Annotated in this window: 18 protein-coding genes and 1 tRNA gene; 14 read left to right on the forward strand and 5 right to left on the reverse strand. The window is 45.6% G+C overall.

What is annotated here, in order from left to right; genetic code table 11:
• Positions 1-12 precede the first annotated feature (12 nt).
• Positions 13-2,247 carry a penicillin-binding protein PBP2A gene (gene pbp2a, locus PCY11_RS06460; protein WP_070846136.1) on the forward strand — a complete coding sequence of 745 codons (2,235 nt, stop codon included), beginning with the start codon at positions 13-15 and terminating at the stop codon, positions 2,245-2,247.
• Between the two features lie 329 nt (positions 2,248-2,576).
• Here the strand turns inward: pbp2a and PCY11_RS06465 are convergent, their stop codons facing one another.
• On the reverse strand, positions 2,577-3,491 hold the full coding sequence (locus PCY11_RS06465; RefSeq protein WP_003009045.1) for a neutral zinc metallopeptidase: 915 nt from the start codon (positions 3,489-3,491) through the stop codon (positions 2,577-2,579).
• A 144-nt stretch (positions 3,492-3,635) separates the two neighbouring features.
• On the opposite strand from PCY11_RS06465, the gene rpmG reads away from it, so the two are divergent.
• From rpmG to nusG, 3 genes are all read left to right on the forward strand, one after another.
• Complete coding sequence (gene rpmG, locus PCY11_RS06470; RefSeq protein ID WP_003009043.1) at positions 3,636-3,788, forward strand: 50S ribosomal protein L33; 153 nt, start codon at positions 3,636-3,638, stop codon at positions 3,786-3,788.
• A gap of 9 nt (positions 3,789-3,797) precedes the next feature.
• Positions 3,798-3,974, forward strand: a complete 177-nt coding sequence (gene secE / locus PCY11_RS06475) for a preprotein translocase subunit SecE (protein WP_003002261.1) — start codon at positions 3,798-3,800, stop codon at positions 3,972-3,974.
• A 187-nt stretch (positions 3,975-4,161) separates the two neighbouring features.
• Positions 4,162-4,698 carry a transcription termination/antitermination protein NusG gene (gene nusG / locus PCY11_RS06480; protein WP_003002077.1) on the forward strand — a complete coding sequence of 179 codons (537 nt, stop codon included), beginning with the start codon at positions 4,162-4,164 and terminating at the stop codon, positions 4,696-4,698.
• 60 nt (positions 4,699-4,758) lie between these two features.
• Here the strand turns inward: nusG and PCY11_RS06485 are convergent, their stop codons facing one another.
• Both PCY11_RS06485 and PCY11_RS06490 read right to left on the reverse strand, forming a co-directional pair.
• Positions 4,759-5,508: a hypothetical protein gene (locus tag PCY11_RS06485; RefSeq protein ID WP_070846138.1), complete on the reverse strand. Its 750-nt coding sequence runs from the start codon at positions 5,506-5,508 to the stop codon at positions 4,759-4,761.
• Positions 5,509-5,652: 144 nt separating this feature from the next.
• Positions 5,653-5,723, reverse strand: a tRNA-Cys gene (locus PCY11_RS06490).
• Between the two features lie 264 nt (positions 5,724-5,987).
• On the opposite strand from PCY11_RS06490, the gene rpsB reads away from it, so the two are divergent.
• Positions 5,988-6,770 carry a 30S ribosomal protein S2 gene (gene rpsB / locus PCY11_RS06495; protein WP_003002189.1) on the forward strand — a complete coding sequence of 261 codons (783 nt, stop codon included), beginning with the start codon at positions 5,988-5,990 and terminating at the stop codon, positions 6,768-6,770.
• A gap of 82 nt (positions 6,771-6,852) precedes the next feature.
• A complete protein-coding gene (gene tsf, locus PCY11_RS06500; RefSeq protein ID WP_003001949.1) occupies positions 6,853-7,893 on the forward strand; it encodes a translation elongation factor Ts in 1,041 nt (346 codons plus the stop codon).
• A 126-nt stretch (positions 7,894-8,019) separates the two neighbouring features.
• On the opposite strand, the gene PCY11_RS06505 is transcribed toward tsf, so the two are convergent.
• Entirely contained in the window at positions 8,020-8,490 is a 471-nt protein-coding gene (locus PCY11_RS06505) for a small multi-drug export protein (protein WP_049522574.1), read from the reverse strand.
• 169 nt (positions 8,491-8,659) lie between these two features.
• Between PCY11_RS06505 and PCY11_RS06510 the strand changes: the two genes are divergently transcribed.
• Entirely contained in the window at positions 8,660-9,181 is a 522-nt protein-coding gene (locus PCY11_RS06510; protein WP_049522575.1) for a DNA starvation/stationary phase protection protein, read from the forward strand.
• A 78-nt stretch (positions 9,182-9,259) separates the two neighbouring features.
• Here PCY11_RS06510 and PCY11_RS06515 read toward each other — a convergent pair whose 3' ends face one another.
• Entirely contained in the window at positions 9,260-9,877 is a 618-nt protein-coding gene (locus PCY11_RS06515) for a hypothetical protein (protein ID WP_049474192.1), read from the reverse strand.
• 240 nt (positions 9,878-10,117) lie between these two features.
• Here PCY11_RS06515 and PCY11_RS06520 point away from each other — a divergent pair, with 240 nt between their 5' ends.
• The 7 genes from PCY11_RS06520 to PCY11_RS06550 all read left to right on the forward strand — a co-directional run bounded on the left by PCY11_RS06520 (position 10,118) and on the right by PCY11_RS06550 (position 24,934).
• Positions 10,118-16,966: an Ig-like domain-containing protein gene (locus PCY11_RS06520; protein ID WP_301362595.1), complete on the forward strand. Its 6,849-nt coding sequence runs from the start codon at positions 10,118-10,120 to the stop codon at positions 16,964-16,966.
• A 105-nt stretch (positions 16,967-17,071) separates the two neighbouring features.
• On the forward strand, positions 17,072-20,563 hold the full coding sequence (locus PCY11_RS06525) for an alpha-L-fucosidase (protein ID WP_256318471.1): 3,492 nt from the start codon (positions 17,072-17,074) through the stop codon (positions 20,561-20,563).
• 18 nt (positions 20,564-20,581) lie between these two features.
• Entirely contained in the window at positions 20,582-20,782 is a 201-nt protein-coding gene (locus PCY11_RS06530) for an LPXTG cell wall anchor domain-containing protein (protein WP_256318478.1), read from the forward strand.
• A gap of 374 nt (positions 20,783-21,156) precedes the next feature.
• The gene (locus PCY11_RS06535) at positions 21,157-21,621 is read left to right on the forward strand and encodes a CtsR family transcriptional regulator (protein WP_049485776.1); all 465 of its coding nucleotides are present in this window, start codon (positions 21,157-21,159) and stop codon (positions 21,619-21,621) included.
• Positions 21,622-24,051, forward strand: coding sequence for an ATP-dependent Clp protease ATP-binding subunit (locus PCY11_RS06540; RefSeq protein WP_049485777.1), 2,430 nt, complete (start codon positions 21,622-21,624; stop codon positions 24,049-24,051).
• Positions 24,052-24,060: 9 nt separating this feature from the next.
• Positions 24,061-24,549 (forward strand): ECF transporter S component, encoded by a 489-nt coding sequence (locus PCY11_RS06545; protein ID WP_070846142.1) that lies wholly within the window; start codon positions 24,061-24,063, stop codon positions 24,547-24,549.
• On the forward strand, positions 24,527-24,934 hold the full coding sequence (locus tag PCY11_RS06550; protein WP_070846144.1) for a DUF4430 domain-containing protein: 408 nt from the start codon (positions 24,527-24,529) through the stop codon (positions 24,932-24,934). The genes PCY11_RS06545 and PCY11_RS06550 overlap by 23 nt, the downstream gene beginning before the upstream one ends.
• Positions 24,935-25,073: the final 139 nt, after the last annotated feature.

Consider the following 25,073-nt stretch of genomic DNA (forward strand, 5'->3'; position numbering starts at 1 on the left):
ACAATAACAGGTATGAATAGAATAAAAGAATTATTTGAAAACCTGATCACTTTTTTTAGAAAGGATCATCTGCCCAAAGCGGTGGCAGAAGAAGTGCCAGACACAGAACTACCGGAAGAGACAGTAGAGCCGACCTATAGTCGCTCAGGCAAGCATAGAAGCAAGCCTCTCTCTCAACACCCCTTCCGTCGTTTTTGGCGCAGATTCCATTTGACCAAGATTCTCCTGATCATTGGGCTAGGCTTTAGCCTCTTGACAGGGGGCTATCTTTTCTACCTTGCTAAGACGACCAACGTCAAGGATTTGCAGAATGCACTGAAGGCGACCACCATTATCTATGATAAGAATGGGGACCAGGCGGGAAGTTTGACCGGGCAAAAAGGAACCTATGTCGAACTCGATGCCATTAGTGAGAATCTGCAAAATGCCGTGGTCGCAACAGAAGACCGGAGCTTTTACAAGAATAGCGGGATCAACTATGGTCGCTTCTTCTTAGCGATTTTGACCCTGGGTCGCTCAGGTGGTGGGTCGACCATCACCCAGCAGCTAGCCAAGAATGCTTACCTGTCTCAGGACCAGACGGTAGAGCGCAAGGCCAAGGAATTCTTCCTAGCGCTTGAAATCAATAAGAAATACAGTAAAAAAGAGATCCTCACCATGTACCTCAACAATGCCTATTTTGGAAATGGGGTTTGGGGTATTGAGGATGCTTCCAAGAAGTATTTTGGGGTTTCAGCCAGTCAATTAAGTCTGGATCAGTCTGCGGTTCTCGCAGGTATGCTCAAGGGACCGGAAATCTATAACCCGCTCTATTCGGTAGAGAATGCGACCAATCGCCGCAATACGGTCCTCCAAAATATGGTGGCGGCTGGCTATATTGACCAGAAAACGGCTGATCAGTCGGCTGCTGTGGATATCCATGGACAGCTGGTCGATGCCTATGAAGGCAAGTCAGAGGATTACCGCTACCCATCCTATTTTGATGCGGTCATCAATGAAGCGGTCAATGAATATGGCCTGACCGAAGAAGACATTGTCAAAAATGGCTACCGGATCTACACCGAGCTGGATCAGAATTACCAAGCAAGCATGCAGGTGATCTATGACAATACGGCCCTCTTCCCAGTAGCGGAAGACGGCACGCGCGCAGAGTCTGGTAGTGTCGCCCTCGATCCTAAGACCGGAGGGGTTCGGGCTCTCGTAGGGCGTGTCGGAAGCGATCAAAATCCAGGTTTCCGTACCTACAACTACGCTACCCAGGCTGCCCGTAGTCCAGGATCAACCATCAAACCTTTGGTTGTCTATAGCCCAGCTGTTGCTGAAGGTTGGTCGACCAATAAGGAATTGGACAATAGTACCACCCAATATGGAAGCTATGAGGTTAATAACTATGCGGGAATCCAGTCTAGCCCAACGGTACCGATGTACCAGGCCTTGGCAGAATCCCTTAACCTTCCAGCCGTAGCGACGGCTAATGATTTGGGTCTCGATACGGTCTTTGAGTACGGGAAAAAATTCGGCCTCAACATGGACAAGGTGGAAAAATCGCTTGCAGTTGCCTTGGGAGCTGGTGTGACGACCAATCCGATGCAGATGGCCCAAGCTTATGGAACCTTTGCCAATGGAGGGGTCATGAATGATGCCCACCTCATTACCAAGATCGAAAATGCCAGTGGCCAAGTGGTCAAGAGCCACAGCCAGAAATCAACCCGAGTGCTTAGTGGTTCAACGACAGATAAGATGACCAATATGATGCTTGGTACCTTCAGTAATGGTACAGGGGTTAACGCTGCGCCTTATGGCTATACCATGGCAGGGAAAACCGGTACGACAGAGACCAGCTTTAACAAGGACCTCTCTGGAGACCAATGGGTGATCGGCTACACACCAGATGTGGTCATCAGTCAATGGCTTGGTTTCCCAACGACCGATGAAAATCACTACCTGACGGACAGTAGTGCTGGAACGGCGTCCGAGATCTTCCGTAATGTTGCCAATAGTGTTCTGCCTTATACAGACGGTACTCAGTTTGACTCGGTGAAGAACTCTTATGCTGAAAACGGCATTGCACCAGTTGGAGAAGAAACGACAGAAACAGACAGCAAAGAAGACAAAGGTTTCTTTGAGGATGTCAAAGAAAAAGCGTCGAATATGGTCGATAATGCGAAGAAAGCAATCGACGAGGCCGATATCCCAGGAAAAGCGAAAAACGCTTGGGATACCTTCAAAGGCTGGCTTGGTTTCTAATCAAAAAACGATTCAGAAGAATTTCTGAATCGTTTTTTGCAGATTGAAGACAAAGTCTTCTTAGAAACTTTCCTTAGGTGAGTACGGACGTCAGCGAACTTCGAAGAAGTTCCATGACTTAGTTTTGGACCTAAGGTTCCAAAACTCCCGAGTGCTAGAAACAATAGTGTTTCTAGCACTTTTCTCACAGCGGAAAGTTTCTGTTGAAATGATCCTAATAGTATTAATTATTTTAATTTTTCAACGTTACTTAGATTGTTTTATGTAAAATGCAATTTGTCTATATTCTAAAAAGATCCATTCAGAAGGATTTCTGAATAGACCTTTGTTTAGAGTTCGCTATCTGACAAGCTAAAGGTATCGCCGTGTTGGAGATCCCCGTACTGGTAGCCCCGTTTGAACCAGCGCATGCGCTGTTCTGAAGTTCCGTGGGTAAAGCTATCTGGTACCGAGTAGCCGTAGGCTTGCTCTTGGAGAGTGTCATCCCCGACTGCATGGGCTGCATTCATGGCTTCTTCGATATCGCCGATATCTAGAAGGTTTCGGTCTTGAATGGAGCGGGCCCAGACACCGGCTAGATAATCAGCTTGTAGCTCAATGCGGACACTGATGGCATTTCGTTCCTTTTCAGAAAGACCTTGTTGCATCCGATGGTATTTACCAAGGATTCCCAGCTCATTTTGCACGTGGTGGCCGACTTCGTGAGCGATCACGTAGGCCATGGCGAAGTCCCCGCTAGCCTTGTATTTGGTTGTTAATTCCTTGTAGAAGCTCATATCCAAATAAATCTTTTTGTCGGTCGGACAGTAGAAGGGACCAGCCGATGCTTGCCCAACCCCACAGCCTGTCTGTGTCCGTCCGGTATAGAAGACTAGTTTGGGCTCATGGTAAGTACGTCCTTCAGCTTGAAAGACCTTGTGCCAATGATCTTCTGTTGTTCCAAGGACCTTGCTGACGAACTCGGCATCTGCATCGTCGACATGGGTCTTGTTGGTGCGCGTGACTTGGGTGGACTGGTAAGGTTGGGAAGAAGTCCCATTTCCAAAGAGACCCCCAAGGCTAGCGCCACCACCTCCTAGAAGAACCAGAAGAAGGATGAGGACGATCTTACTTTTGAAGCTCCCCGGCGATAGTAAGATCTGTAAAATGCCTCCGCCAAGATTACTATTGCCTGAAGACTGGGAGTAGCTTTGCCCTCGACGGTCTTCGATATTTCTACTTTCTTTTAGGTTATCACTTTTCATATTCGTCTCCTTTTGTTTTATTTTACCAAAAATGAGGAAAAAACCAGAGTGATAACGCTTTAGATTTGCTTTTTTCTTGACAGGAGATTTTCTGTTCTTGTCAAAACGTGGAAAACTTGCTATAATGGGATGAACGGAGGCGTTATGGCATTAAAAAAAGCAAGTCTAGCGTGTACGGTTTGTGGGTCACGCAATTACTCCATTAAGTTGAGTGGGACGCCAAAACCAACACGTCTAGAAGTCAATAAATTCTGCAAGCATTGCAGCAAGTATACCATCCATAAAGAAACACGATAGGAGAGAGTTGTGAAATTCATTAAAGATATTTTCGTCTTACTAAAAGATACAACTTGGCCAAATCGCAAGGAAAGATGGAAAAACTTTATCTCAGTGATTGAGTACACCGCTTTCTTTGTTGCATTGATTTATTTGTTTGACAAAGTCATTGCACGTGGCCTATTGCACATGATCAATTTCTTTTAAGAAAAGAAGCCAGGTGGGATCCCCAGGGTCCCACTTTTTGCGGTTTTTTCTTAAAAATAAATCAGCAAACCTCTTTGAATTCCTGCAAAATGTGGTATAATGAAGCTAGGGAAAGGAAAGCCAAGAGGCTTTTTTTAGTATGTTCACAAAAGCTCGAGCAGGCTAAACAGAAAGAAAGGATGCCCAAATGGACAGTTTTGATAAAGGCTGGTTTGTACTACAAACCTACTCAGGATATGAAAACAAGGTAAAAGAGAATCTTTTGCAACGTGCGCAAACTTACAATATGTTAGAAAACATCTTGCGCGTAGAGATTCCAACTCAAACCGTACAAGTTGAGAAAAACGGTAAAACCAAAGAAATCGAAGAAAACCGCTTCCCAGGTTATGTCTTGGTTGAAATGGTCATGACAGATGAAGCTTGGTTTGTCGTTCGGAATACACCGAACGTTACTGGTTTCGTCGGATCACACGGGAACCGTTCAAAACCAACTCCATTATTGGAAGAAGAAATCCGCAGCATCTTGCTCTCTATGGGTCAAACCGTTCAAGAGTTTGATTTGGATGTCAAGGTGGGCGATACGGTTCGTATCATCGACGGTGCCTTCACAGACTATACTGGTAAGATCACTGAAATTGATAACAACAAGGTGAAAATGGTCATTTCTATGTTCGGTAACGATACGGTTGCAGAAGTGAATTTGAACCAAATTGCTGAATTGTAAGAAAAATAGAACCCTCCAAGAAAAACTTGGAGGGTTCTTTGTATGGATCGTTATTGATTTTTATCCAGGCCAGTGATCTTTTTTTAACTGCTTGGTTTCTGCAGCAGACGTAACATTGAAGATCTTATTTCCTTGTGTAGAAAAGCTAGATTCATCTCCGTTGCTATCTTTATAGACATAGCTGGTCCCATTTTCTGAACGCATAATGGTATAGGGTTTTCCGAGACGTTCGAGGGCCGTTTTTGGTGTATCGGATTTGGAAATGCTGCTAGTAGACTGGTGGTTGGCATCGCCCCCTCTTAGTCGGAAGGTGATATCTGTTAACACATTATTGCGGAAGAAAGCCATGATATCGCCATTGTCTGTTGCCCAAACATTGACCCCATCGCCAGGATTCGCACTGTCTGTGCTACTTACGGGTTGACCAAAGGCCGCAACTACGTCATCGTAACTGCTTCTTTCTTTTGGCCCACCAACCTCTTGTCCATCTTCGGTTCTTAATACAAAACCGGTGGTAGGGTGGAGGTTCTTGAGCTTTTCGATCTCAGGAATGGATGCAGCTCCTGGCACATATTGGAGAGATGCGCCATCATCTGGATCCAAGCTGAAGCGACCTGAAAAATCATCTGAGCTAGTGCTGTCTGAAGAAGTGCTAGACGATCTACTAGATGATGCTTTGGTAGAAGATTGTTTGATCGGTTTTCTAGAGCTAGAAGCTGTTTTTGCTGGTTGCGCAGAATTGGCAGGTGAGCAAGCGGCTAGTGTCACTAGTGAAAGAAGGCCGATCGTAAAGAAACGAATGTTTTTCATAAATACCCTTTCTAATGTGCTTCGCCGATCAGGCGAGGTTTTATTATATCAATAATCAAGGAATGGAGCAAATGGCAACAAAAAAACCCCCTATTGCTAGGGGAATTTTTAAAAGATAAAAGATGATAAAAAATTTTATTATCAAGGCGGTAGACGGATTTGAACCGACGATCAAGCTTTTGCAGAGCCGTGCCTTACCACTTGGCTATACCGCCATAACATATAATATTGTAACCTAAAAATAAAGATAGGTCAAGAAAAACTTTTTACGTCAAACAACTTTAGAAAACCATTTCATCGTAGGGATTGAAAAAATCTCTCAAATAGCTTGCGAATTCTAGTGATTTCTGCTATACTTATAGAGTTGTCTAAGACAGCAAATACTCATCTCGGATCCATTGTGGCACCGTTGCCCTTGTGGTCGTGCTGCAAGTTGACGTCTGAGAGAGGAGAAAAAAACAAAAAAGGAGAAACTACTCATGGCAGTAATTTCAATGAAACAACTTCTTGAGGCTGGTGTACACTTCGGTCACCAAACTCGTCGCTGGAACCCTAAGATGGCTAAGTACATCTTCACAGAACGTAACGGAATCCACGTTATCGACTTGCAACAAACTGTAAAATATGCAGACCAAGCATACGACTTCATGCGTGATGCAGCTGCAAATGATGCAGTGATCTTGTTCGTAGGTACTAAGAAACAAGCTGCTGATGCTGTTGCAGAAGAAGCTGTTCGTGCAGGTCAATACTTCATCAACCACCGTTGGTTGGGTGGAACTCTTACTAACTGGGGAACAATCCAAAAACGTATCGCTCGTTTGAAAGAAATCAAACGCATGGAAGAAGATGGAACTTTTGAAGTTCTTCCTAAGAAAGAAGTTGCATTGTTGAACAAACAACGCGCTCGTCTTGAAAAATTCTTGGGCGGTATCGAAGACATGCCTCGTATCCCAGACGTAATGTACGTTGTGGATCCACATAAAGAACAAATCGCTGTTAAAGAAGCTAAGAAATTGGGTATCCCAGTTGTAGCGATGGTCGACACAAACACTGACCCAGATGATATCGATGTTATCATCCCAGCGAACGATGACGCTATCCGCGCTGTTAAATTGATCACTGCGAAAATGGCTGACGCTGTTATCGAAGGACGTCAAGGTGAAGACAGTGTTGCTACAGTAGAAGCTGAATTGGCAGCTACTGAAGGTCAAGCTGATTCAATCGAAGAAATCGTTGAAGTTGTAGAAGGCGACAACGCTTAATTTCATTCAATAAGTAACGAACCTAAGAGGGCAGGGCTCAGCCCGACCCTCTTATTTTATTAAAAAATATAGGAGAACAAAAATGGCAGAAATTACAGCTAAGCTTGTAAAAGAATTGCGTGAAAAATCTGGTGCCGGTGTCATGGACGCTAAAAAGGCATTGGTTGAAGTTGAAGGTGATATCGAAAAAGCGATCGAATTGCTTCGCGAAAAAGGTATGGCTAAAGCAGCTAAGAAAGCTGACCGTGTTGCCGCTGAAGGTTTGACTGGTGTTTATGTCAACGGTAATGTTGCAGCAGTTGTTGAAGTGAATGCTGAAACTGACTTCGTTGCGAAAAACGCTCAATTCGTTGAATTGGTAAACGCAACAGCGAAAGTGATCGCTGAAGGTAAACCAGCTAACAACGAAGAAGCTCTTGCTTTGACAATGCCTTCAGGTGAAACTCTTGAAGCTGCATACGTATCTGCAACAGCTACAATCGGTGAAAAAATTTCATTCCGTCGTTTTGCTTTGCTTGAAAAAACAGATGCACAACACTTCGGTGCTTACCAACACAACGGTGGACGTATCGGTGTTATCTCTGTGATCGAAGGTGGAGACGAAGCACTTGCTAAACAAATCTCAATGCACATCGCTGCAATGAAACCAACTGTTCTTTCATACAAAGAATTGGATGAACAATTCGTGAAAGATGAATTGGCACAATTGAACCACGTCATCGACCAAGATAACGAAAGCCGTGCAATGGTTGGTAAACCAGCTCTTCCACACTTGAAATTCGGTTCAAAAGCACAATTGACTGACGAAGTGGTTGCTCAAGCTGAAGAAGATATCAAAGCTGAATTGGCAGCTGAAGGTAAACCAGAAAAAATCTGGGATAAAATCATCCCAGGTAAAATGGATCGCTTCTTCTTGGACAACACAAAAGTTGACCAAGCCTACACTCTTCTTGCACAAGTCTACATCATGGATGACAGCAAGACAGTTGAAGCTTACCTTGAATCAGTAAATGCTTCAGTTATCGAATTCGTTCGTTTTGAAGTTGGTGAAGGTATTGAAAAAGCTTCAAATGACTTTGAAGCAGAAGTTGCAGCTACAATGGCAGCAGCTCTTAACAACTAAGAATAAAAAATAAGAGGTTTCGAAGGAAACCTCTTTTTTGTAAGATAAATTCATCTAAATAACTCACCTAAGGAAAGATTCAGAGAAAATATTATGTGAACTGATATCATGGGCTCATTCTTTTGCTTAATGTGCGAAGGTATCGATTCCTAGAAGCAGAGACAGGGTTCCCATGATGAGGCCGGCTAGTATCACTCCGAGCATGACTGCGAGGCTACTGCGTTTGATGTCCCAGTCAAGGATAGAAGCTGCAAGAGCTCCGGTCCAGGCACCAGTTCCTGGTAAAGGAATGCCGACGAATAGGAGTAGGGCCCAGAAAATTCCCTTGTCTCCTGCAGCTTTTTCTAATTTCTGTCCGCCTCGATGGCCTTTATTGAGACACCAGCTAAAAAAGCCTCCGATAATTGGTTTTTTTGCCCCCCAAGTAAGAATATGGCGGGCGAAGAAGAAGATCAGAGGGACGGGGAGAAGATTTCCGATCACTCCGATCAGGAGCGCTGTCCATAAGGGAATACCATTTGCAATGGCAAAAGGGATGGCTCCACGCAATTCAACAAGGGGCACCATGGAGATCAGGAAGGTAAAGATATATTTCATTAGTCAAGCCTTTCGATTAGTCTTCTTCATTCTATCGTATCTTCCTTCAATTGACAACTATTCCAGCTTTGGAATGAACTTTTTAAATCTTTTATCTTGACTTTCTGGTGGAGGAAGCATATAATAGAGACATAGTTAATTAGAATCATTATAAAAAAGGAGAAACGATATGACAACTATGAAACATGAAGCAGCTACTGATGTAGCAACTTTTGCACCTTCTAATAAAGAAACTCTTCCAGAAACAAAAGCCCTCTTGAACCAAGTCGTAGCAGATCTCTACGTCGCTCACATTGCCCTTCACCAAGTACACTGGTATATGCGTGGACGTGGCTTTATGGTTTGGCATCCAAAGATGGACGAATACATGGACAGCTTGGATGCAACCTTGGATGAAGTGAGCGAACGCTTGATCACTCTTGGTGGCGCGCCATATTCTAGCATGACTGAATTTTTGGAACACAGCAATATTGAAGAACGCCGTGGAACATTTACGAAAAATGTAGAAGAAAGCTTGACACGTGCTCTTGAAATCTTCCATTACCTTGACGGCCTTTACCAAAAAGCTTTGGATGTTACCGACGCTGAAGGCGACGATGTAACCAACGATATCTTTGTTGGGGCTAAAGCAGAACTTGAAAAGAACATTTGGATGGTGGCAGCTGAACTTGGTCAAGAACCAGGATTATAAGATCATAAAAAAAATAGAAGCCATTGGCTTCTATTTTTTTGGTGTTTTTTCTAGTGGGAAAAATTAGTAGAAATTTATTTAGGAAGGATAAATCCATTCGATGTGAGGTGCGCGTTCTTTAATTTGCTTTTGTATTGTATTAAAATCGGCTCCTTCTGCATTTGAAAAATTCACCTTGTCGAGTAGTTTGTCCTTCTTATCATAAAAATAAAGAAAGCGATCTGTATAAGTAACATCGTTAGCGGAGCTAGTCTTTATTTTGTATTCTATTTTATGGATGTCGCTATATTTCATCTGTAACTGGTTTCGATATGCATTTCCAATAGTATAGATAGCATCATCAGTGATAGTGAGGAGGGGAGGCTCAATTGCTGTCATCCCATTGTAGCAGGCGATAAGTAAGAAGGAAGCGATAGAAAATCCGGTGAATACAAGAAAAAGAAAAAGAAAATCATCATTATTTCTTGAACTTGAAAGCTGAGAGGCTTCGGTATTCCTTGCGGACGTGATTTGATTCTGGGTTGAAGAGTAGTGAAGTTCTTGCCTTGAACTAGAGAAGGTCCCTTGGGGAGTTGATTTTACTTGAGAACCTGATTGGATTGCTTGAAATAGAAAAATTAAAATCATCACGATTATAGGAACGATAGAATAGGAATAAGAAATTTTTTCTTTTTTATATTCTATTTTTTCACTCATAGGTAAACCTCATTTTTTTACATTAGTTGAACCATTTTATCATATTTTTATTACGGGTAGGTAACAAATAAAGCTTGTTTGTACTAATTAAAGGAATTCTTAATCTAACTATAGTTGGAGCGAAATTGGGGCCTATCGCTCCTCTTTTTTTGGTATAGTTAATATGTGATTTTCTGTAAGCGTTCGCAGATATAAGAAAGCGCTTACAAATTGAATAATTAATCCTAAGAGGAGGTTTTTATGGGAAAGTCTTTTTTTGAAAAGCGTCCTGTTTTTAGTATTCGTAAGCTCTCAGTTGGAGCTTGTTCTGTTGTGATTGGGCTTTCTGCCTTGGGTCTTTCAAGGGTCCATGCGGAAGAAAAGCCAGCCCTCGAAAGTGAACCGACTTCGTTGGAGACACCAAGTGTTATGACGGAAAACTCAGAAGCGGAAGTTCCTGGAGCTGTTGCAAGGGTTTCAGAAGCTCCAGCTGTCATCACCCCTACCGGAGCTGAGGAAAAGCCGGCGCCTCAAGGCGAAGGCCAGCCCATTTCAGCTTCATCTGAGCGTGCTACAGGAACGGAAGAAACAGCAGCTCCAGATCAAAATCGTGTAGCGGAGGATATTGTGCAAGATCGAGAACGTGATTTTAATAAAGATTGGTATTTTAAATTAAATGCGGCTCCTGGTGCAGAAGGGCGTCAAGTGGATGTCAAGGATTGGAAAAAATTAGATCTTCCTCATGACTGGTCTATTTTCTTTGATTTCGATCACAACTCTCCTGCTCAAAATGAGGGGGGACAATTAAACGGAGGGGATGCTTGGTATCGTAAGACCTTCCGTTTGGACGACAAAGATCTAGATAAGAAGGTTCGCTTGGAATTTGGCGGGGTTTATATGGATTCCAAAGTCTATGTAAACGGACAATTCGTCGGTCATTATCCAAATGGCTACAATGCCTTTTCTTATGATATTACTCCTTATTTGAATGCGGATGGAAGCGAGAATACCATCGCCGTTCATGTGGTCAATCAACAACCAAGTAGCCGTTGGTATTCTGGTAGTGGGATTTACCGGGATGTGAAGCTGAGTGTAACGGACAAGGTTCATTTAGCGCAGTATGGGACTACGATTACGACCCCTCAGTTGGAAAAACAGCAAAATGGGGCAGTAGATACAGTGGTGAAGAGCCACATTGTCAACCAAGATGATCAAGCTCATAGTATTTATGCGGAATATGAAATTGTCGATCAAAATGGCCAAGTGGTGAGCGAAAAAACACGCAGTGAAGCACAAGCTGTTTTAGCAGGTCAAGAGATCAACCTATCTCAAACCTTGCATGTTGAAAAACCAACCCTCTGGGATGTGAAAACGGATCATCCAGCTCTCTATACCTTGTATACGCGGGTTTATCGGGATTCGCAGTTGGTCGATGTGCAAAAGGAACGCTTTGGTTATCGCTATCTGAACTGGACGCCAGAAGGTGGCTTCTTCCTCAATGGGGTGGCGACGAAATTCCACGGGGTATCCCTTCACCATGATCACGGGGCTCTTGGAGCTGAGGAAAATTACAAGGCTGAATACCGTCGTCTCAAACAGATGAAAGACATGGGAGTCAATGCCATCCGGACGACCCACAACCCAGCCAGTGAACAAACCTTGAAAATTGCGGCTGAGTTGGGCTTGATGGTCCAAGAAGAAGCTTTTGATACCTGGTATGGTGGCAAGAAGCAATACGATTACGGTCGTTTCTTTGAAAAAGATGCCACTCACCCAGAAGCTCGTAAGGGGGATACTTGGTCAGATTACGATCTACGGACCATGGTAGAGCGGGACAAGAACAATCCAGCCATTGTCATGTGGTCAATCGGTAACGAAGTCGGTGAAGCAGATGGTTCAGACAAATCTGTCGCAACCGTTCGTCGCTTGGTCAAGACCATCAAGGACGTGGATGCAACCCGCTATGTCACTATGGGAGCTGATAAATTCCGCTTTGGCGATGGATCAGGAGGCCATGAAAAGGTAGCAGCAGAGCTCGATGCGGTTGGATTTAACTATTCAGAGGCCAACTATGAAAGCTTACGGGCCAAACATCCAAACTGGCTCATTTATGGTTCGGAAACCTCTTCTGCAACGCGGACACGGGGCTCATACTATCATCCTGAAAGAGAATGGGTCGGCAGCAACCAAGAAGACCGCCACTATGAACAATCAGACTACGGCAATGACCGGGTTGGTTGGGGTCGGACAGCAACCGCCTCTTGGACCTTTGACCGTGATCATGCCGGTTATGCAGGACAATTTATCTGGACCGGTACTGATTATATCGGTGAGCCAACCCCATGGCACAACCAAAATGACACACCTGTGAAAAGTTCTTATTTCGGTATCGTGGATACGGCCGGCCTTCCAAAGAATGATTTTTACCTTTACCAAAGTCAATGGGTGTCAGCTGAGAAACATCCAATGGTGCATCTCTTGCCACATTGGAACTGGGACAATCCAGAATTAGCCAATCGTGTCATGGATGAAGAAGGACGGATTCCTGTTCGGACCTTCTCCAATGCCCACAGTGTGGAATTGATTGTCAATGGGGAATCACAAGGAGTGAAGACCTTTACCAAGAAGACCACAGCTGATGGCCGGACCTACCAAGAAGGGGCAAATCCGGATGAACTTTATCTAGAGTGGTTGGTCCCTTATGTACCAGGTAAGGTGGAAGCTATTGCGCGCAACGAAGCAGGAGAAGTGATCGCGAAAGATCAAGTTGAAACAGCCGGCAAGGCTGCGGGTGTTCGTTTGTTGAAAGAAGAACACGCGATCGCAGCGGACGGTAAGGATTTGACCTATATTACCTATGAAATCGTCGATGAAGAAGGTCGTGTTGTCCCAACTGCCAATAATTTGGTGCATTTCCATTTGCATGGACAAGGCCAAATTGTCGGTGTCGATAATGGGGAACAGGCCAGCCGTGAACGCTACAAAGCGCAGGAAGATGGCACATGGCAACGCAAAGCCTTCAACGGTAAAGGAGTTGTGATTGTCAAATCAACTGAGCAGGCGGGTGCCTTTACTCTGTATGCAGACTCAGACCGCTTGCAATCAGACCAAGTCAGCCTCTTTACAGGTAAGAAGGACCAAGCAGAACGCACTGTATTAGGTGTGGAACCTGTTCGACAAAGTGCTTATCTAGGAGAAAAACCAACCTTGCCAAGTAAGGTCAATGTGGTCTATAGTGATGGCAAGGCCCAAGAAGAAGCCGTTGAATGGGATACGGCAGACTATAGCCGTGCTGGCCAAGTCCGTGTGACAGGTCATGTTCAAGGACGCACGGTCGAAGCTCTGGTCGATGTGATCGGCGTGGAACAAGTCCTTCCAGTCATCAAACAAATCCCACAGGGAGCAGATCTAGCAACCGTGGATAAGGCTGTGCAATTAGTCTTCACCGATGGGACCACTGCTCACTATGAGGTCGATCAATGGACCTTGGAAGCTGGTCAAGAAGATCAGTTGTCCACACCAGGAGCACGCTTGAAAGCTACAGGACTCTTAGGCAATGGGGAAACGGTCCAAGCGACACTAGTGGTTGCAGGAGGAGATGTAGCCAAGGCTAAGAAACCAACGGTTCAGCTAGATGGAGTAGTTCTTCCAAAATTTGGTAGTGGCAACCATACCATTTTCCGTTCCCTCGCTTATGGTCAAGAGCCAGGTCAAGTCACAGCAAGTGCAGAAAATGCTCAAGTGACGGTCCTACAAGCTAATCGCGAAAATGGTTTGAAAGCCCAAATCTTTGTGACGGCTAAGGATACGGGAGCTGTACAGACCTATGTGGTCCAATTCCAAGAAGAAAGTCCACAGATCGAGCGCCTAGAATTGCGTCTGCCAGAAGGACAGGAACTCAAGGAAGACCAAACGGTACCACTTGAAGTCATTGCCCATTACCAAGATGGTAGCCAGGCAAGTCTCAAAGCAGATCAAATCGATGTGAAAACAAGAGCTGGTAGCCAAGGAAAAGCCGTCGCAACCAATAAAGGTTTGGAATTGCGAGAAGCAGGATTGGTTCATTTAGAAGCCAACTACCAAGGACAAACGGGAGAAGTCAGCTTTACCATCACGCCAAATCTAGAAGAAAAAACGGTTGTGAAGGTGCGTCCTGTACGGATCAGCACCGATCGAAACGTTTTGCCAGCTCTTCCAGAAACCGTCTTGGTCGAGTATGATAAGGGATTCCCGAAAGAAAAACGCGTGACCTGGGATGCTGTAACCGCAGATCAAGTCAAGGATTACCATAGCTTTACAGTCACAGGTCATGTAGAGGGTGTGGAAAAAGAAGCCCAAGCTCAAGTGACGGTTGAAGGCATTATTGCTGTAGAAGAAGTCAGCACCACCACTCCAGTCGGCGAGAAACCAGCTCTTCCAGAAAGCGTGCGGACCTATCACTCTAATGGTAAGACCTATACAGCTAAGGTGGCCTGGGATGCGGTCGATCCGCAACTCTTGGCCAAAGAAGGAGAAGTTGTCCTAGCTGGTCGTGTAGAAGGAACGGATCTTCCAACACGTCTTCATATTCGTGTTTCCGCAAACACAGTCAAGGGTGCTAACGTTGCAGAGCAATGGACAGGATCTGTCTTGCCACTCGCTTTTGCAAGTGACTCTAACGATGCAGATCCAGTTGCTAAGGTCAATGATAAGGTCATCTCCTTTACCGATGCTCCAGCTAACCGTTGGACCAACTGGGGCCGTGACAATGCGGAAGATTCTGTTGGTATCTTGTTTGGGGATTCTGGTATCTTGACCAAGCGAGCAGTGGACAACCTCCATGTTGGTTTCCATGAAGACCACGGCGTTGGCGCTCCAAGTGAATATGTGATTGAGTACTATACAGGGGAACAAATCCCAACAGTTCCAAGCAATCCAAATCGTGTTAAAGACGAAACAGACCATCCATTTAACAATCCAGCTAACTGGAAAGAAGTCAGCAACCTAACCGTTGAAGAACCGGTAGCAGCTGGTAAGATGAATCATTTCAGTTTTGATAAAGTCGACACCTATGCTGTTCGTATCCGTATGAAGACGCCAGAAGGCAAGCGTGGAAGCTCTATTTCAGAGATTCAGATCTTTGCCAATAAGGTTGCGGCAGAAGAAAAGAGCCAGTTGACCATTCGCGTCAATGGCGATGTATTGCCAGGTGTCAACCCAAGTGTGACCGATTACTACATCGATGCGCGTGATCAGGCTTATCCACAAGTGGAAGCGACAGCTAGCCATCACGGTCTTGCAACGGTTGTGCCAAGCGTTCATGAAGGGGAGCCAATCCGTGTCATCCATAAAGCGGAAGATGGTACTATCTTACAAGAATACCGCCTCCATCTCACAAGTGATGCAGAAAAACTGAAACAAGCTGCCCCAGTAGCAGTGGAAGCAGGTAGCCGATTTGTGAAAGTCGGTCAAGATCTGGTTCTACCATCTACCGTAGGCGTTTATTTCCAAGGGGATACAGGCTATGAACGCAAGGAGCTTACGTTGGACTGGAAGCCTCTACCAGCTGATGCGCTTTCTCACGAAGGTAGCTTCACGCTCGAAGGAAAAGTCCTCGGCTATGATCTGACAGCTCAGCTGACCGTCCGGGTGTCAGAAAAGACAGGAGAAAACCTCTCTGTGAACCGTGACTACAATGCAGAAGATACCAGGGCATTTGCTAGTGAAACCAACGATCTCGATCCAAATCAAATCGACTATATCGATTACATCAATGATGGTGGCTACAATGAGTACTACCGTTGGACCAACTGGAAGAGAGAGCCGGATCAGACAGAAGTGTTTGCTGGTCTCATCTTCAAGAAAAATGGTCAAGTAACAGAGCGCTTGGTCAATAAAGTAGCGGTCGACTTCTTTGCAGATCAGGAAACAGGTCTGCCAACGAAAACGGTTCTTGAACGCTATATTGGTCCAGACTTTGATGTCCCAGATGATTACGGCAATTTGAAAAATCTTCCAGATCATCCATTTAACCAAGCCTCAAACTGGGAAGAAATCCCGTATAGCTTGGATTATGCCTTTGAGCCTGGTTATATCTCTAACCTCAGCTTCAACGAAACTAGAACCAAAGCCATCCGTTTAAGAATGGTCCGTGATGAAAATCTTAAAGGAATTGGAATCATTGAATTGAGCGCCTATGCCCCAACAGAAGAGGCTCAGGCAACAACTGACGTTACGATCCAAGTGAATGGCAAAGACCTAGAAGGTTTTAAACCAGATGTGACAGATTATCATCTAGAGTATGAGGGAGACCGTCCAATCGTTTCAGCACAAGGCAAGAATGGAACAGCCGTTACGGTCATCGATGCTAAAAGTGCCAATGCTCCGGTTCTTGTCAAGGTTGTCTCAGAAGATGGCAAGCTCGAAAAAGTATATCAACTTTCCCTATCCGCAAAAGCACCTACAGGCTCAGCCATTCCCGAAGAAGGGGTTAAGAATCTGGTCCACACCAAACCAGAGTTGGTGATTGAGCCAGAAGAGATGGATTTTGAACGCCTAGAACGTCCAAATGCGGATCTTCCAAAAGGTGAGAAACGTGTGGTTCAAGAAGGTCAAAAAGGCCGCAAATTGCGCTTGGTGGAAGTTTCTCAAGAAAATGGTGTGGAAAGCCGGAAGGAACTGGATGCCTTTGTAGAGCTAGATCCAGTGGCAGAAATTACAGAGGTGGGCACTAAAGAAGTACTTCCAGACACTCCACAACCAGAGCCACAGCCAGAACCTCAGCCACAACCAGAGCCACAACCAGAGCCACAACCGCAACCGCGGCCAGAGCCACAACCGCTTCCGAACCCAGAACATCCTCATGGCTCAGAAGGACCAGTAGCTGCCGCAACTCCTCAAGCATCTCTTGAGGTCAAAGCAGTGCGTCAGGAAGGGACAGATGCAGCAGGGAAGGAAGTCGAGAAAACAGCTCAAACACCAGCAGTTTCAGCTGCTCCAGTTTCCGAAGGGACTTTACCAAATACAGGAACGGAAGAAAGCGTCGCAAGCCTTGTGGTAGGTCTCTTAGCAGCAGGTCTTGCCGGTACTGTGCTGGATGATCAGAAAAAAAGAGCCGATAAGGCCAAGTAAAAAGCTGGATAAGCCAGCAACTATACGGTGAAAAGTTCACAGGTAACAGAAAGAGGATGGGGAAAGTCTCCACCCTCTTTACCTGATGACATAAAGGAATGGAATATGGGAAAAAGATTAGTTGATCAGAGAAATCGATTTGGCATTCGTAAACTCTCAGTAGGCGTCTGCTCGGTAGTCGTAGCGACTTGTTTTTTGGGAGTGACTACCAGTTACGCAGAGGAACAAGCTGAGAATAGTGAACCACGTGAAGAACGGGTTGAAACGAGCAATGCAGGAGATCAAGGAAAGGAGGAGAAAACTGTGAACGAGCACCAAGAAGAATCAGAACAGTCCTCACCAGCTATTAGTGAGAAAGAAAATCGCGCAGTTAGCCAAGGGACAGAAGCAAGCCAACCAGCCACTTCTCTAAATGAGGAGCCTGAGATTGCGGATTATGGACCACTTCCAAGCAAGGCTCAGATGCAATATCACCGCGAAGAGCTAGCAGCTTTCATCCACTTTGGGATGAATACTTACTACGATCGTGAGTGGGGAGATGGGCAAGAAGACCCTTATTATTTCTATCCAGAGCATCTAGATACCGATCAGTGGATCAAAACCCTGAAAGAAGCGGGCTTCAAACGAACCATCATGGTCGTCAAGCACCACGATGGCTTCCTCTTGTACCCTTCTAAATACACTGACCATACCATTGCTAAAAGTGGTTGGAAGGAAGGAAAAGGCGATATCCTAGCCGAGGTTTCTGCTTCTGCCAGCAAGTATGACATGGATATGGGGGTCTACCTCTCGCCTTGGGATGCTCACAGCCCGCTCTACCATGTGGATACAGAGGACCAATACAACGAATACTATCTCAACCAGCTCAAAGAAATCCTTGAAGATCCAAAATATGGAAACAAGGGCAAGTTCGTAGAAGTCTGGATGGATGGAGCGCGGGGCGATGGGGCTCAAAAAGTCACCTATACCTTCGACAAGTGGTTTGATGCCATTCGTAAGGCCCAAGGGGACATTGCCATCTTCTCAGCTGAGCCCACCAATGTTCGTTGGATCGGAAATGAAAAGGGAATCGCTGGAGATCCAGTTTGGCATAAGGTCAATCCAGATAAGATCCGCAACAATCCATCCAATAGTTACCTCAATCACGGGGATCCAGAAGGGAAGCAATACTCAGTGGGAGAAGCCGATGTCTCTATTCGCTCCGGCTGGTTCTACCATGACAATCAAGAGCCTAAGTCCTTGCGCGAATTGATGGACATTTACTTCAAATCGGTCGGCCGTGGAACTCCACTCTTGCTCAATATTCCACCCAACCAAGACGGAAAATTTGCGGATGCCGATGTGGCCCGTTTGAAAGAATTCCGTCAGACCTTGGACCAACTCTACAGTGTGAACTATGCGGCAGGAGCTTTGGTAGAAGCTGACTCGACACGACGCAATCCGCTCTACAAGGCCAGCCATTTGACAGATGGTGATGAAAAGACCAGTTGGGCACCTGCAGATGATGCCAAGACCGGCTCTTTTGTTCTCGATCTTGGAAAAGAACAGCATTTTGATGTGGTAGAGCTTAAAGAAACCATCGAGAAAGGCCAACGGATTTCTGGCTTCACCATTGATGTGGCAGTGAATGGCCAATGGGTTCCATATGGTGCTGGCTCAACCGTAGGATACCGCCGATTGATCAAAGGGCAACCAGTTGATAGTCGCTATATCCGGGTGTCCATCACCGATGCCCAAGCTACTCCAATCTTGAACGGAGTCTCTGTCTATAAGACGCCAGCTAGCATTGAAGAAACCGATGGCTATCCGCTTGGTTTGACTTATCATTCTGACCGGACAGCAGAGCGGGCCAATGGCCAATGGAATGAAGAGGGAGAAGGCGTTCGAGGCACCTCTATGTGGACCAAAGAAAAGGGAGCTTCGGTGACCTATCAGTTTGAAGGCACTAAGGCCTATGTGATCGCAACTGTCGACCCTGGTCATGGGGAAATGGATGTCTATGTCGATGGCCAAAAGCTAGCGACCATCAATACCCAAAGCCCAAGCCGCAAACGTAGCCAAAAGGTCTATGAAACACCGGATTTGACAGCAGGATCTCACACCTTGACCTTGGTCAATAGCAAGGGAGATGCGATCGCAACGGAAGGGATTTATGCTCTCAATAACCAAGAAAAGGGTCTCTTTGAATTTGCTCAGCCAACCCTAGCTGTTAAGAAAGGCGACCCAGCGCAAGTCGTCGTCAAGAGAAAAGGTGGCTCTAAAGGAAGTGCCAGTCTCAAATTAATCACAGAACCAGGAACAGGGGTTCATGGCAAGGTCTACAAAGATACCAACGTCACCCTTGAGTTCGCAGATGGAGAGACGGAAAAAACAGTCCAAGTTCCAACCCTTGATTTTGCAGGAAAAGCGACCGACGTCTATGACTTTAAGGTCAAATTGCTCCATCCGGATCAAGGAAGTCTGGTCGGCTTTATTCCAGAACTGACAGTCCAAGTGATGAATGAAGACCAGTTGCCAGAAAATCGCAAAGAAGTGGATGACCAAGATCCGAAACTGCATTACAGTGAGGGTTGGCACCATGAGACGGACAACAAAGACTTTTCAAATGGCACAGAATCTTGGTCCAGCTTTAACCAAGTGACCGATGAGGAAGGCAAGAAACACATTGAAGTGACCATTACCTTTAAGGGCACGGGTGTGGAGGTTCGAGGAGTAGTCGACCCAAGTCATGGTCTTTACAGCGTCACCCTGGATGGAAAAGAAATAGCCTTCGAAGAAGGTCGTGGCTATGATTATGAAATCGAAGGCGATCATTATTTCAGTGGCTATGGAGATCAACGCAAGCTCGACCAGAGTTTGGTCAATCTGCAAGGTCTAGCAAAAGGTTATCACCAATTACGCTTGCACCTAGATCCAGCCCTCAATGACCCTCAGTCATCCAGAGCCATCCAGGTAGACCGATTTATCCTATCAGGGAAAGATAGCCAGTTGCTCAGTCAAGAAGAGCTACAACAGATCATCAGAGAAGGAGTAGAAAAGATCAAGGCTACTTCTCTCGATCGCTTGAAAGCAGATCTCAAACCGACGGTTCAAGGACAATTGACGGACTTGACTCAGTTGTTGGATCAAGAGCGGCCAGATTTGGTTGCTGCAGCTAATCAAGTCGAAGCCCTTGAAACCATCTTAGAAGATGCTCGCAATTATGAACCGCTGACGCAGACACGCCCAGACGAAGGTGTTCGGGATTTGATTCTTGAAAAACCAGAACTACTCATCGAAGCGGAGGAGATTCCATTTGAGAGTCAAACGCGTGAGAACAAGGACTTGGCCAAGGGCGAAAGCCGGATCCTTCAAGCAGGGAAGGTCGGACGCCGCTTGAAATTGATCGAGGTTCGACAAGAAGAAGGCAAAGAAATTCGGACAGAAGTCGATGCCTTTGTCGAAGTGGATGCCCAGGATCAGATTACGGAAGTCGGGACGAAGGAAGCGGAAAAAAGTCCGTTGATAGCTGATATGCCGACTCCAACCACTCCTGTCACCCCAAGTAAGATGCAACCAGAAGTTATGACTCTTTCTCAAGCTGAAGACAAAAAATAAAAAGGAAGACCTGTTCTCTTGCAACCGAAAACCCCAGAAGCAGTTTCTGTTTCGACTTCAGACCATCCGGAAAAAGAAGTGGTTAAAAGTCCTTCTCTACCATCGGAAGGAAAACTTCCTAAAACCGGTACAAAACAAAGTGGATTGTTTGCTTGGTTAGGTCTTCTTGGTCTAGGATTCTTGGGCGGAGGCGCGAAATTTGCTCGTCGCAAAGAGTAGCTCCTTCTTCGCATAAGAGGCTGGGACACAAGTCCTAGCCTCTCAATTATTTTTGGATTGTCGAGCAAGACGCAGTGGTTGAGTGGGCTCTACTGCGCTGATTTCATCAGCTTTTACAGCCCTACTCAACTGTGCGGAGGTGGGACGACGAAATCGAATTCTAACGAATTACCGATTTCTGTCCCACTCTCTTTTATTTTTCTCCCTTCCTTAAGAGATTCCCATTTCCATAGAGTCTTTGCTTTATTTACAGCCGTAAAAATTGTATAATAGTCAAATAAGGTCAATGATGAGAAGGAACACTCCAAGGCCATTTTTTATGGGCCAAAGAACAGAGCATCCATCTAGAAAAAAACAAGCCAGAAAGGAGCATCATGGCAAATAAGAACACATCTGATAGCATCGAAGCTTATATTAAGGCCTTGCTGGCTCAAGCTGGCATGGCAGAGCTCAAAAGAAGTGAGTTAGCCGATGTCTTTCAGGTCGTACCTAGTCAGATTAACTATGTCATTAAGACTCGTTTTACCGAGAGCCGAGGCTATATTGTAGAGAGCAAGCGCGGTGGTGGTGGCTATATCCGCATTGGCAAGGTCCAGTTTTCAGATCACCATCAGATGCTCCAAGACTTGGCAGCCAATATTGGAGAGACCATCAGCCAGCAGGTCTTCCATGATATCCTCCAGATGCTCTATGAAGAAAAATTATTGACAAAACGTGAGGCTCAGCTCTTGCTTGCGACGACCTCCGATGAGGTCCTAGGTCGAGATGCTCTCATCCTACGAGCAACGATGCTGAAAAAAATCATTCAACAAGTAGATAGAAAAGGAAATACCGACTAGATGAACTATTCAACAGCACTGTTAGAAAGTATAGAAGCGGCCCAAATACTAGCAGGCCACTATCAGGGGCATACCTTAGATACTTGGCATCTCCTGACGGCTATGGCCAATAATCCCTATAGCGTGGCAGGTTCTGTACTGAACGATTATCCTATGCAGATCGATGAGTTTCAGGATGCGGCGGAGCATATTACAGGCCAAGCTTTTCAAAGCGACAATCGGTATGAAATCTTCCCATTTTCTTATCGGATGGAAGCCATTATGAAGCACGCAAGAGAGATTGCCCAGGTCCTTCATGCCAAGACCTTGGGAACAGAGCATGTGCTCCTCTCTCTTCTAGCAGACCGTGGGACCTTGGCGAGCCAAGTCATGGAGTTTGCCGGCTTTGCCTTTACAGAGCAAGACAAGGGAGTTCCTATTGCCTCTCTTCGAAAGAATCTTGAGGACAAGGCAGGCTGGGACAAGAATGATATCAAAGCCATTCGGAGTCTCTATCGCGCCCAAAACCCTAACCGCCAAACCATGGGAAATATGATGGGCATGCCCCCAAGCACCAGTGGAGGTCTTGAAGATTATACCCGTGATTTGACAGAAATGGCGCGTGCAGGCCAGCTTGAGCCTGTGATTGGTCGGGATGCAGAGATTTCACGCATGATCCAAATCCTCAGCCGCAAGACGAAGAACAATCCTGTATTGGTGGGAGAAGCAGGGGTCGGAAAAACAGCCCTTGCCTTAGGTCTGGCCCAGCGTGTCGCTAGTGGCAATGTACCAGCTGAAATCGCGCAGATGCGTGTTCTGGAATTGGATCTCATGAATGTCGTTGCTGGGACGCGCTTCCGTGGGGACTTCGAAGAACGGATGAACAATATCATCCAGGACATCGAAGAAGACGGTCACGTGATTCTCTTTATCGATGAACTGCATACTATTATGGGGTCAGGATCCGGTATTGATTCGACCTTAGACGCAGCCAATATTCTAAAACCAGCCCTGGCACGGGGAACCTTGCGTACAGTTGGGGCAACGACCCAAGATGAGTACCAAAAGCATATTGAAAAAGATGCAGCCCTCTCTCGGCGTTTTGCGAAAGTCACCATTGAAGAGCCAAGTGTTGCAGATAGCATCCAAATTCTCCAAGGCTTGAAAGAAACCTACCAGGACCACCATCATGTGACCATTACTGATGAAGCGATCGAAACAGCTGTCAAATATGCCCATCGCTATTTGACCAGCCGTCAATTGCCAGATTCAGCCATTGATCTCTTGGATGAAGCGGCAGCTACTGTACAAAACCGCGATTCCAACGGTCACGTAAAAGAAGAGTTGACCGCCTTAGACCGGGCCTTGATGGACGGCAAGTGGAAGAAAGCAGCCCAGCTCTTAGAAGTAGAGGCCGCTCCCATTGTCTACAAAAAAGAAGTCACTGACCAAGATGTCTTGGTGACCTTGAGCCAATTATCCGGTATTCCAACTCAAAAACTGACCCAAACCGATGCCAAGAAGTACCTAAACTTAGAAGCAGAATTGCACAAGCGCGTGATTGGTCAAGACCAAGCCGTTTCGAGTATCAGTCGGGCTATTCGACGCAATCAATCGGGGATCCGTAGCAACAAGCGTCCGATCGGTTCTTTCATGTTCCTAGGACCTACCGGTGTCGGAAAAACAGAGTTAGCCAAAGCTTTGGCGGAAGTTCTGTTTGATGATGAATCGGCCCTCATCCGTTTTGATATGAGTGAGTACATGGAAAAATTCGCGGCCAGTCGCCTCAACGGAGCTCCTCCAGGCTATGTGGGCTACGAAGAAGGAGGCGAGTTGACCGAGAAAGTCCGCAACAAACCATATTCAGTTCTCTTATTTGATGAGGTGGAAAAAGCCCATCCAGATATTTTCAATGTCCTTTTGCAAGTCTTGGATGACGGAGTCTTAACCGATAGCAAAGGCCGGAAGATCGACTTCTCCAATACCATTATCATCATGACCTCAAACCTGGGAGCAACAGCCCTTCGGGATGATAAGACCGTTGGCTTTGGTGCTAAAGATATCCGCTTTGACCAAGCCAATATGGAAAAACGCATGTTTGAAGAGTTGAAGAAGACCTATCGTCCAGAGTTTATCAACCGGATTGATGAAAAGGTGGTCTTCCATAGTCTCTCCAGCGAGGATATGCAGCAGGTAGTGAAAGTCATGGTCAAACCGCTCATCGCGACCTTGGCCGAACAAGGCATGACCCTCAAATTCCAGCCTTCAGCGCTCAAGTTGCTAGCAACCAAAGGCTACGATCCAGAAATGGGAGCTCGCCCACTGCGTCGTGTCTTGCAGACCGAAGTGGAAGATCAACTAGCAGAGCTATTGCTGAAAGGGCAAGCCCAAGAAGGGCAAACCATCAAGGTTGGAACAACAGCCGGAACGATCAAGTTTGAGATTGTCTAGGAGGATGTCATGACGCTTCAGCGATTAACTCGTATTTCGCTTTTGGCGGCCCTTTGTGTCGCTCTACGTCAGGCTTTTGCCCCTTTTCCAAATGTCCAACCTATTTCTGCCATCTTTTTTCTCTTGGTGATATTTGAAGGGTATAGCTTTGCTTTTCTTGTGATGATGATCACTATGTTTGTCTCCGCCTTTTTCCTGGGGATGAGCCTGATTGTGTTCTTTCAGATTGTCGCCTTTGGCTGTTTGATGCTCATTTGGCGCATCAGTTACAAGTGGTTGCCCCATGTCCTTCAGATCCTTTTTGTGGGCCTACTGTCCTTTGCTTATGGGATCTTGATCGATAGTGTTTATGCCTTGATATACCATATTCCTTGGTGGACCTATGCTTTGGTCAATGGTTTTAGTTTTAACCTTGCCCATGCTCTGTCGACGATCATTTTCTATCCCATTATCTATCAAATCTTTAGGAGATTTTATGTTGAAAAAACCCATTTCTAGCTTGATGACCTTACTTGCAGCTCTTCTTTTAGCGAGTTGCGCTCCGTCTCATAGCACAAACAATCAAACAAGTGCTTCTAGCACAGAAGTTGCCAAGAAAAACGAAATTTCGATTACGATTAGCGTGACGCCAGAAGGTCAAAAAGCGCAATCGAAAACCTTGAAAGTAGCAGAAGAGAGCAACCTCATGAAAGTGCTCAAAGCCAACTACAAGATTGAAGAAAAAAATGGCATGATCACCTCGATTGACGGTCACAGCCAAGATGAAGCAAAAGGTCTTTACTGGATGTACAAGATCAATGGCGAAATGGCTCCAAAAGGTGCTGCTGAAACCACCGTTAAAAAAGGGGACAAGATCGAATTCTATCAAGAAGTGTATAAATAAGAAAAGCTGGACAGTATGTCCGGCTTTTTTTTGCAAAGTTTAGGAACTTACTTAAAACTTCTTTCAAATTAGAAAAATATTTAAGAAACTATTGACAGCCTCATATAACAGTGTTACAATAATGTTACAAAATATTACA

The organism is Streptococcus sp. SP8 (genome assembly GCF_030440045.1).
Classification (GTDB): Bacteria; Bacillota; Bacilli; order Lactobacillales; family Streptococcaceae; genus Streptococcus; species Streptococcus parasanguinis_I.

Coding starts and splice junctions, on each gene's coding strand:
- pbp2a (WP_070846136.1), top strand. CDS start 13: ATGAATAGAATAAAAGAATTATTTGAAAACCTGATCACTTTTTTTAGA.
- PCY11_RS06465 (WP_003009045.1), bottom strand. CDS start 3,491: ATGAAAAGTGATAACCTAAAAGAAAGTAGAAATATCGAAGACCGTCGA.
- rpmG (WP_003009043.1), top strand. CDS start 3,636: ATGGCATTAAAAAAAGCAAGTCTAGCGTGTACGGTTTGTGGGTCACGC.
- nusG (WP_003002077.1), top strand. CDS start 4,162: ATGGACAGTTTTGATAAAGGCTGGTTTGTACTACAAACCTACTCAGGA.
- PCY11_RS06485 (WP_070846138.1), bottom strand. CDS start 5,508: ATGAAAAACATTCGTTTCTTTACGATCGGCCTTCTTTCACTAGTGACA.
- rpsB (WP_003002189.1), top strand. CDS start 5,988: ATGGCAGTAATTTCAATGAAACAACTTCTTGAGGCTGGTGTACACTTC.
- tsf (WP_003001949.1), top strand. CDS start 6,853: ATGGCAGAAATTACAGCTAAGCTTGTAAAAGAATTGCGTGAAAAATCT.
- PCY11_RS06505 (WP_049522574.1), bottom strand. CDS start 8,490: ATGAAATATATCTTTACCTTCCTGATCTCCATGGTGCCCCTTGTTGAA.
- PCY11_RS06510 (WP_049522575.1), top strand. CDS start 8,660: ATGACAACTATGAAACATGAAGCAGCTACTGATGTAGCAACTTTTGCA.
- PCY11_RS06515 (WP_049474192.1), bottom strand. CDS start 9,877: ATGAGTGAAAAAATAGAATATAAAAAAGAAAAAATTTCTTATTCCTAT.
- PCY11_RS06520 (WP_301362595.1), top strand. CDS start 10,118: ATGGGAAAGTCTTTTTTTGAAAAGCGTCCTGTTTTTAGTATTCGTAAG.
- PCY11_RS06525 (WP_256318471.1), top strand. CDS start 17,072: ATGGGAAAAAGATTAGTTGATCAGAGAAATCGATTTGGCATTCGTAAA.
- PCY11_RS06535 (WP_049485776.1), top strand. CDS start 21,157: ATGGCAAATAAGAACACATCTGATAGCATCGAAGCTTATATTAAGGCC.
- PCY11_RS06540 (WP_049485777.1), top strand. CDS start 21,622: ATGAACTATTCAACAGCACTGTTAGAAAGTATAGAAGCGGCCCAAATA.
- PCY11_RS06545 (WP_070846142.1), top strand. CDS start 24,061: ATGACGCTTCAGCGATTAACTCGTATTTCGCTTTTGGCGGCCCTTTGT.
- PCY11_RS06550 (WP_070846144.1), top strand. CDS start 24,527: ATGTTGAAAAAACCCATTTCTAGCTTGATGACCTTACTTGCAGCTCTT.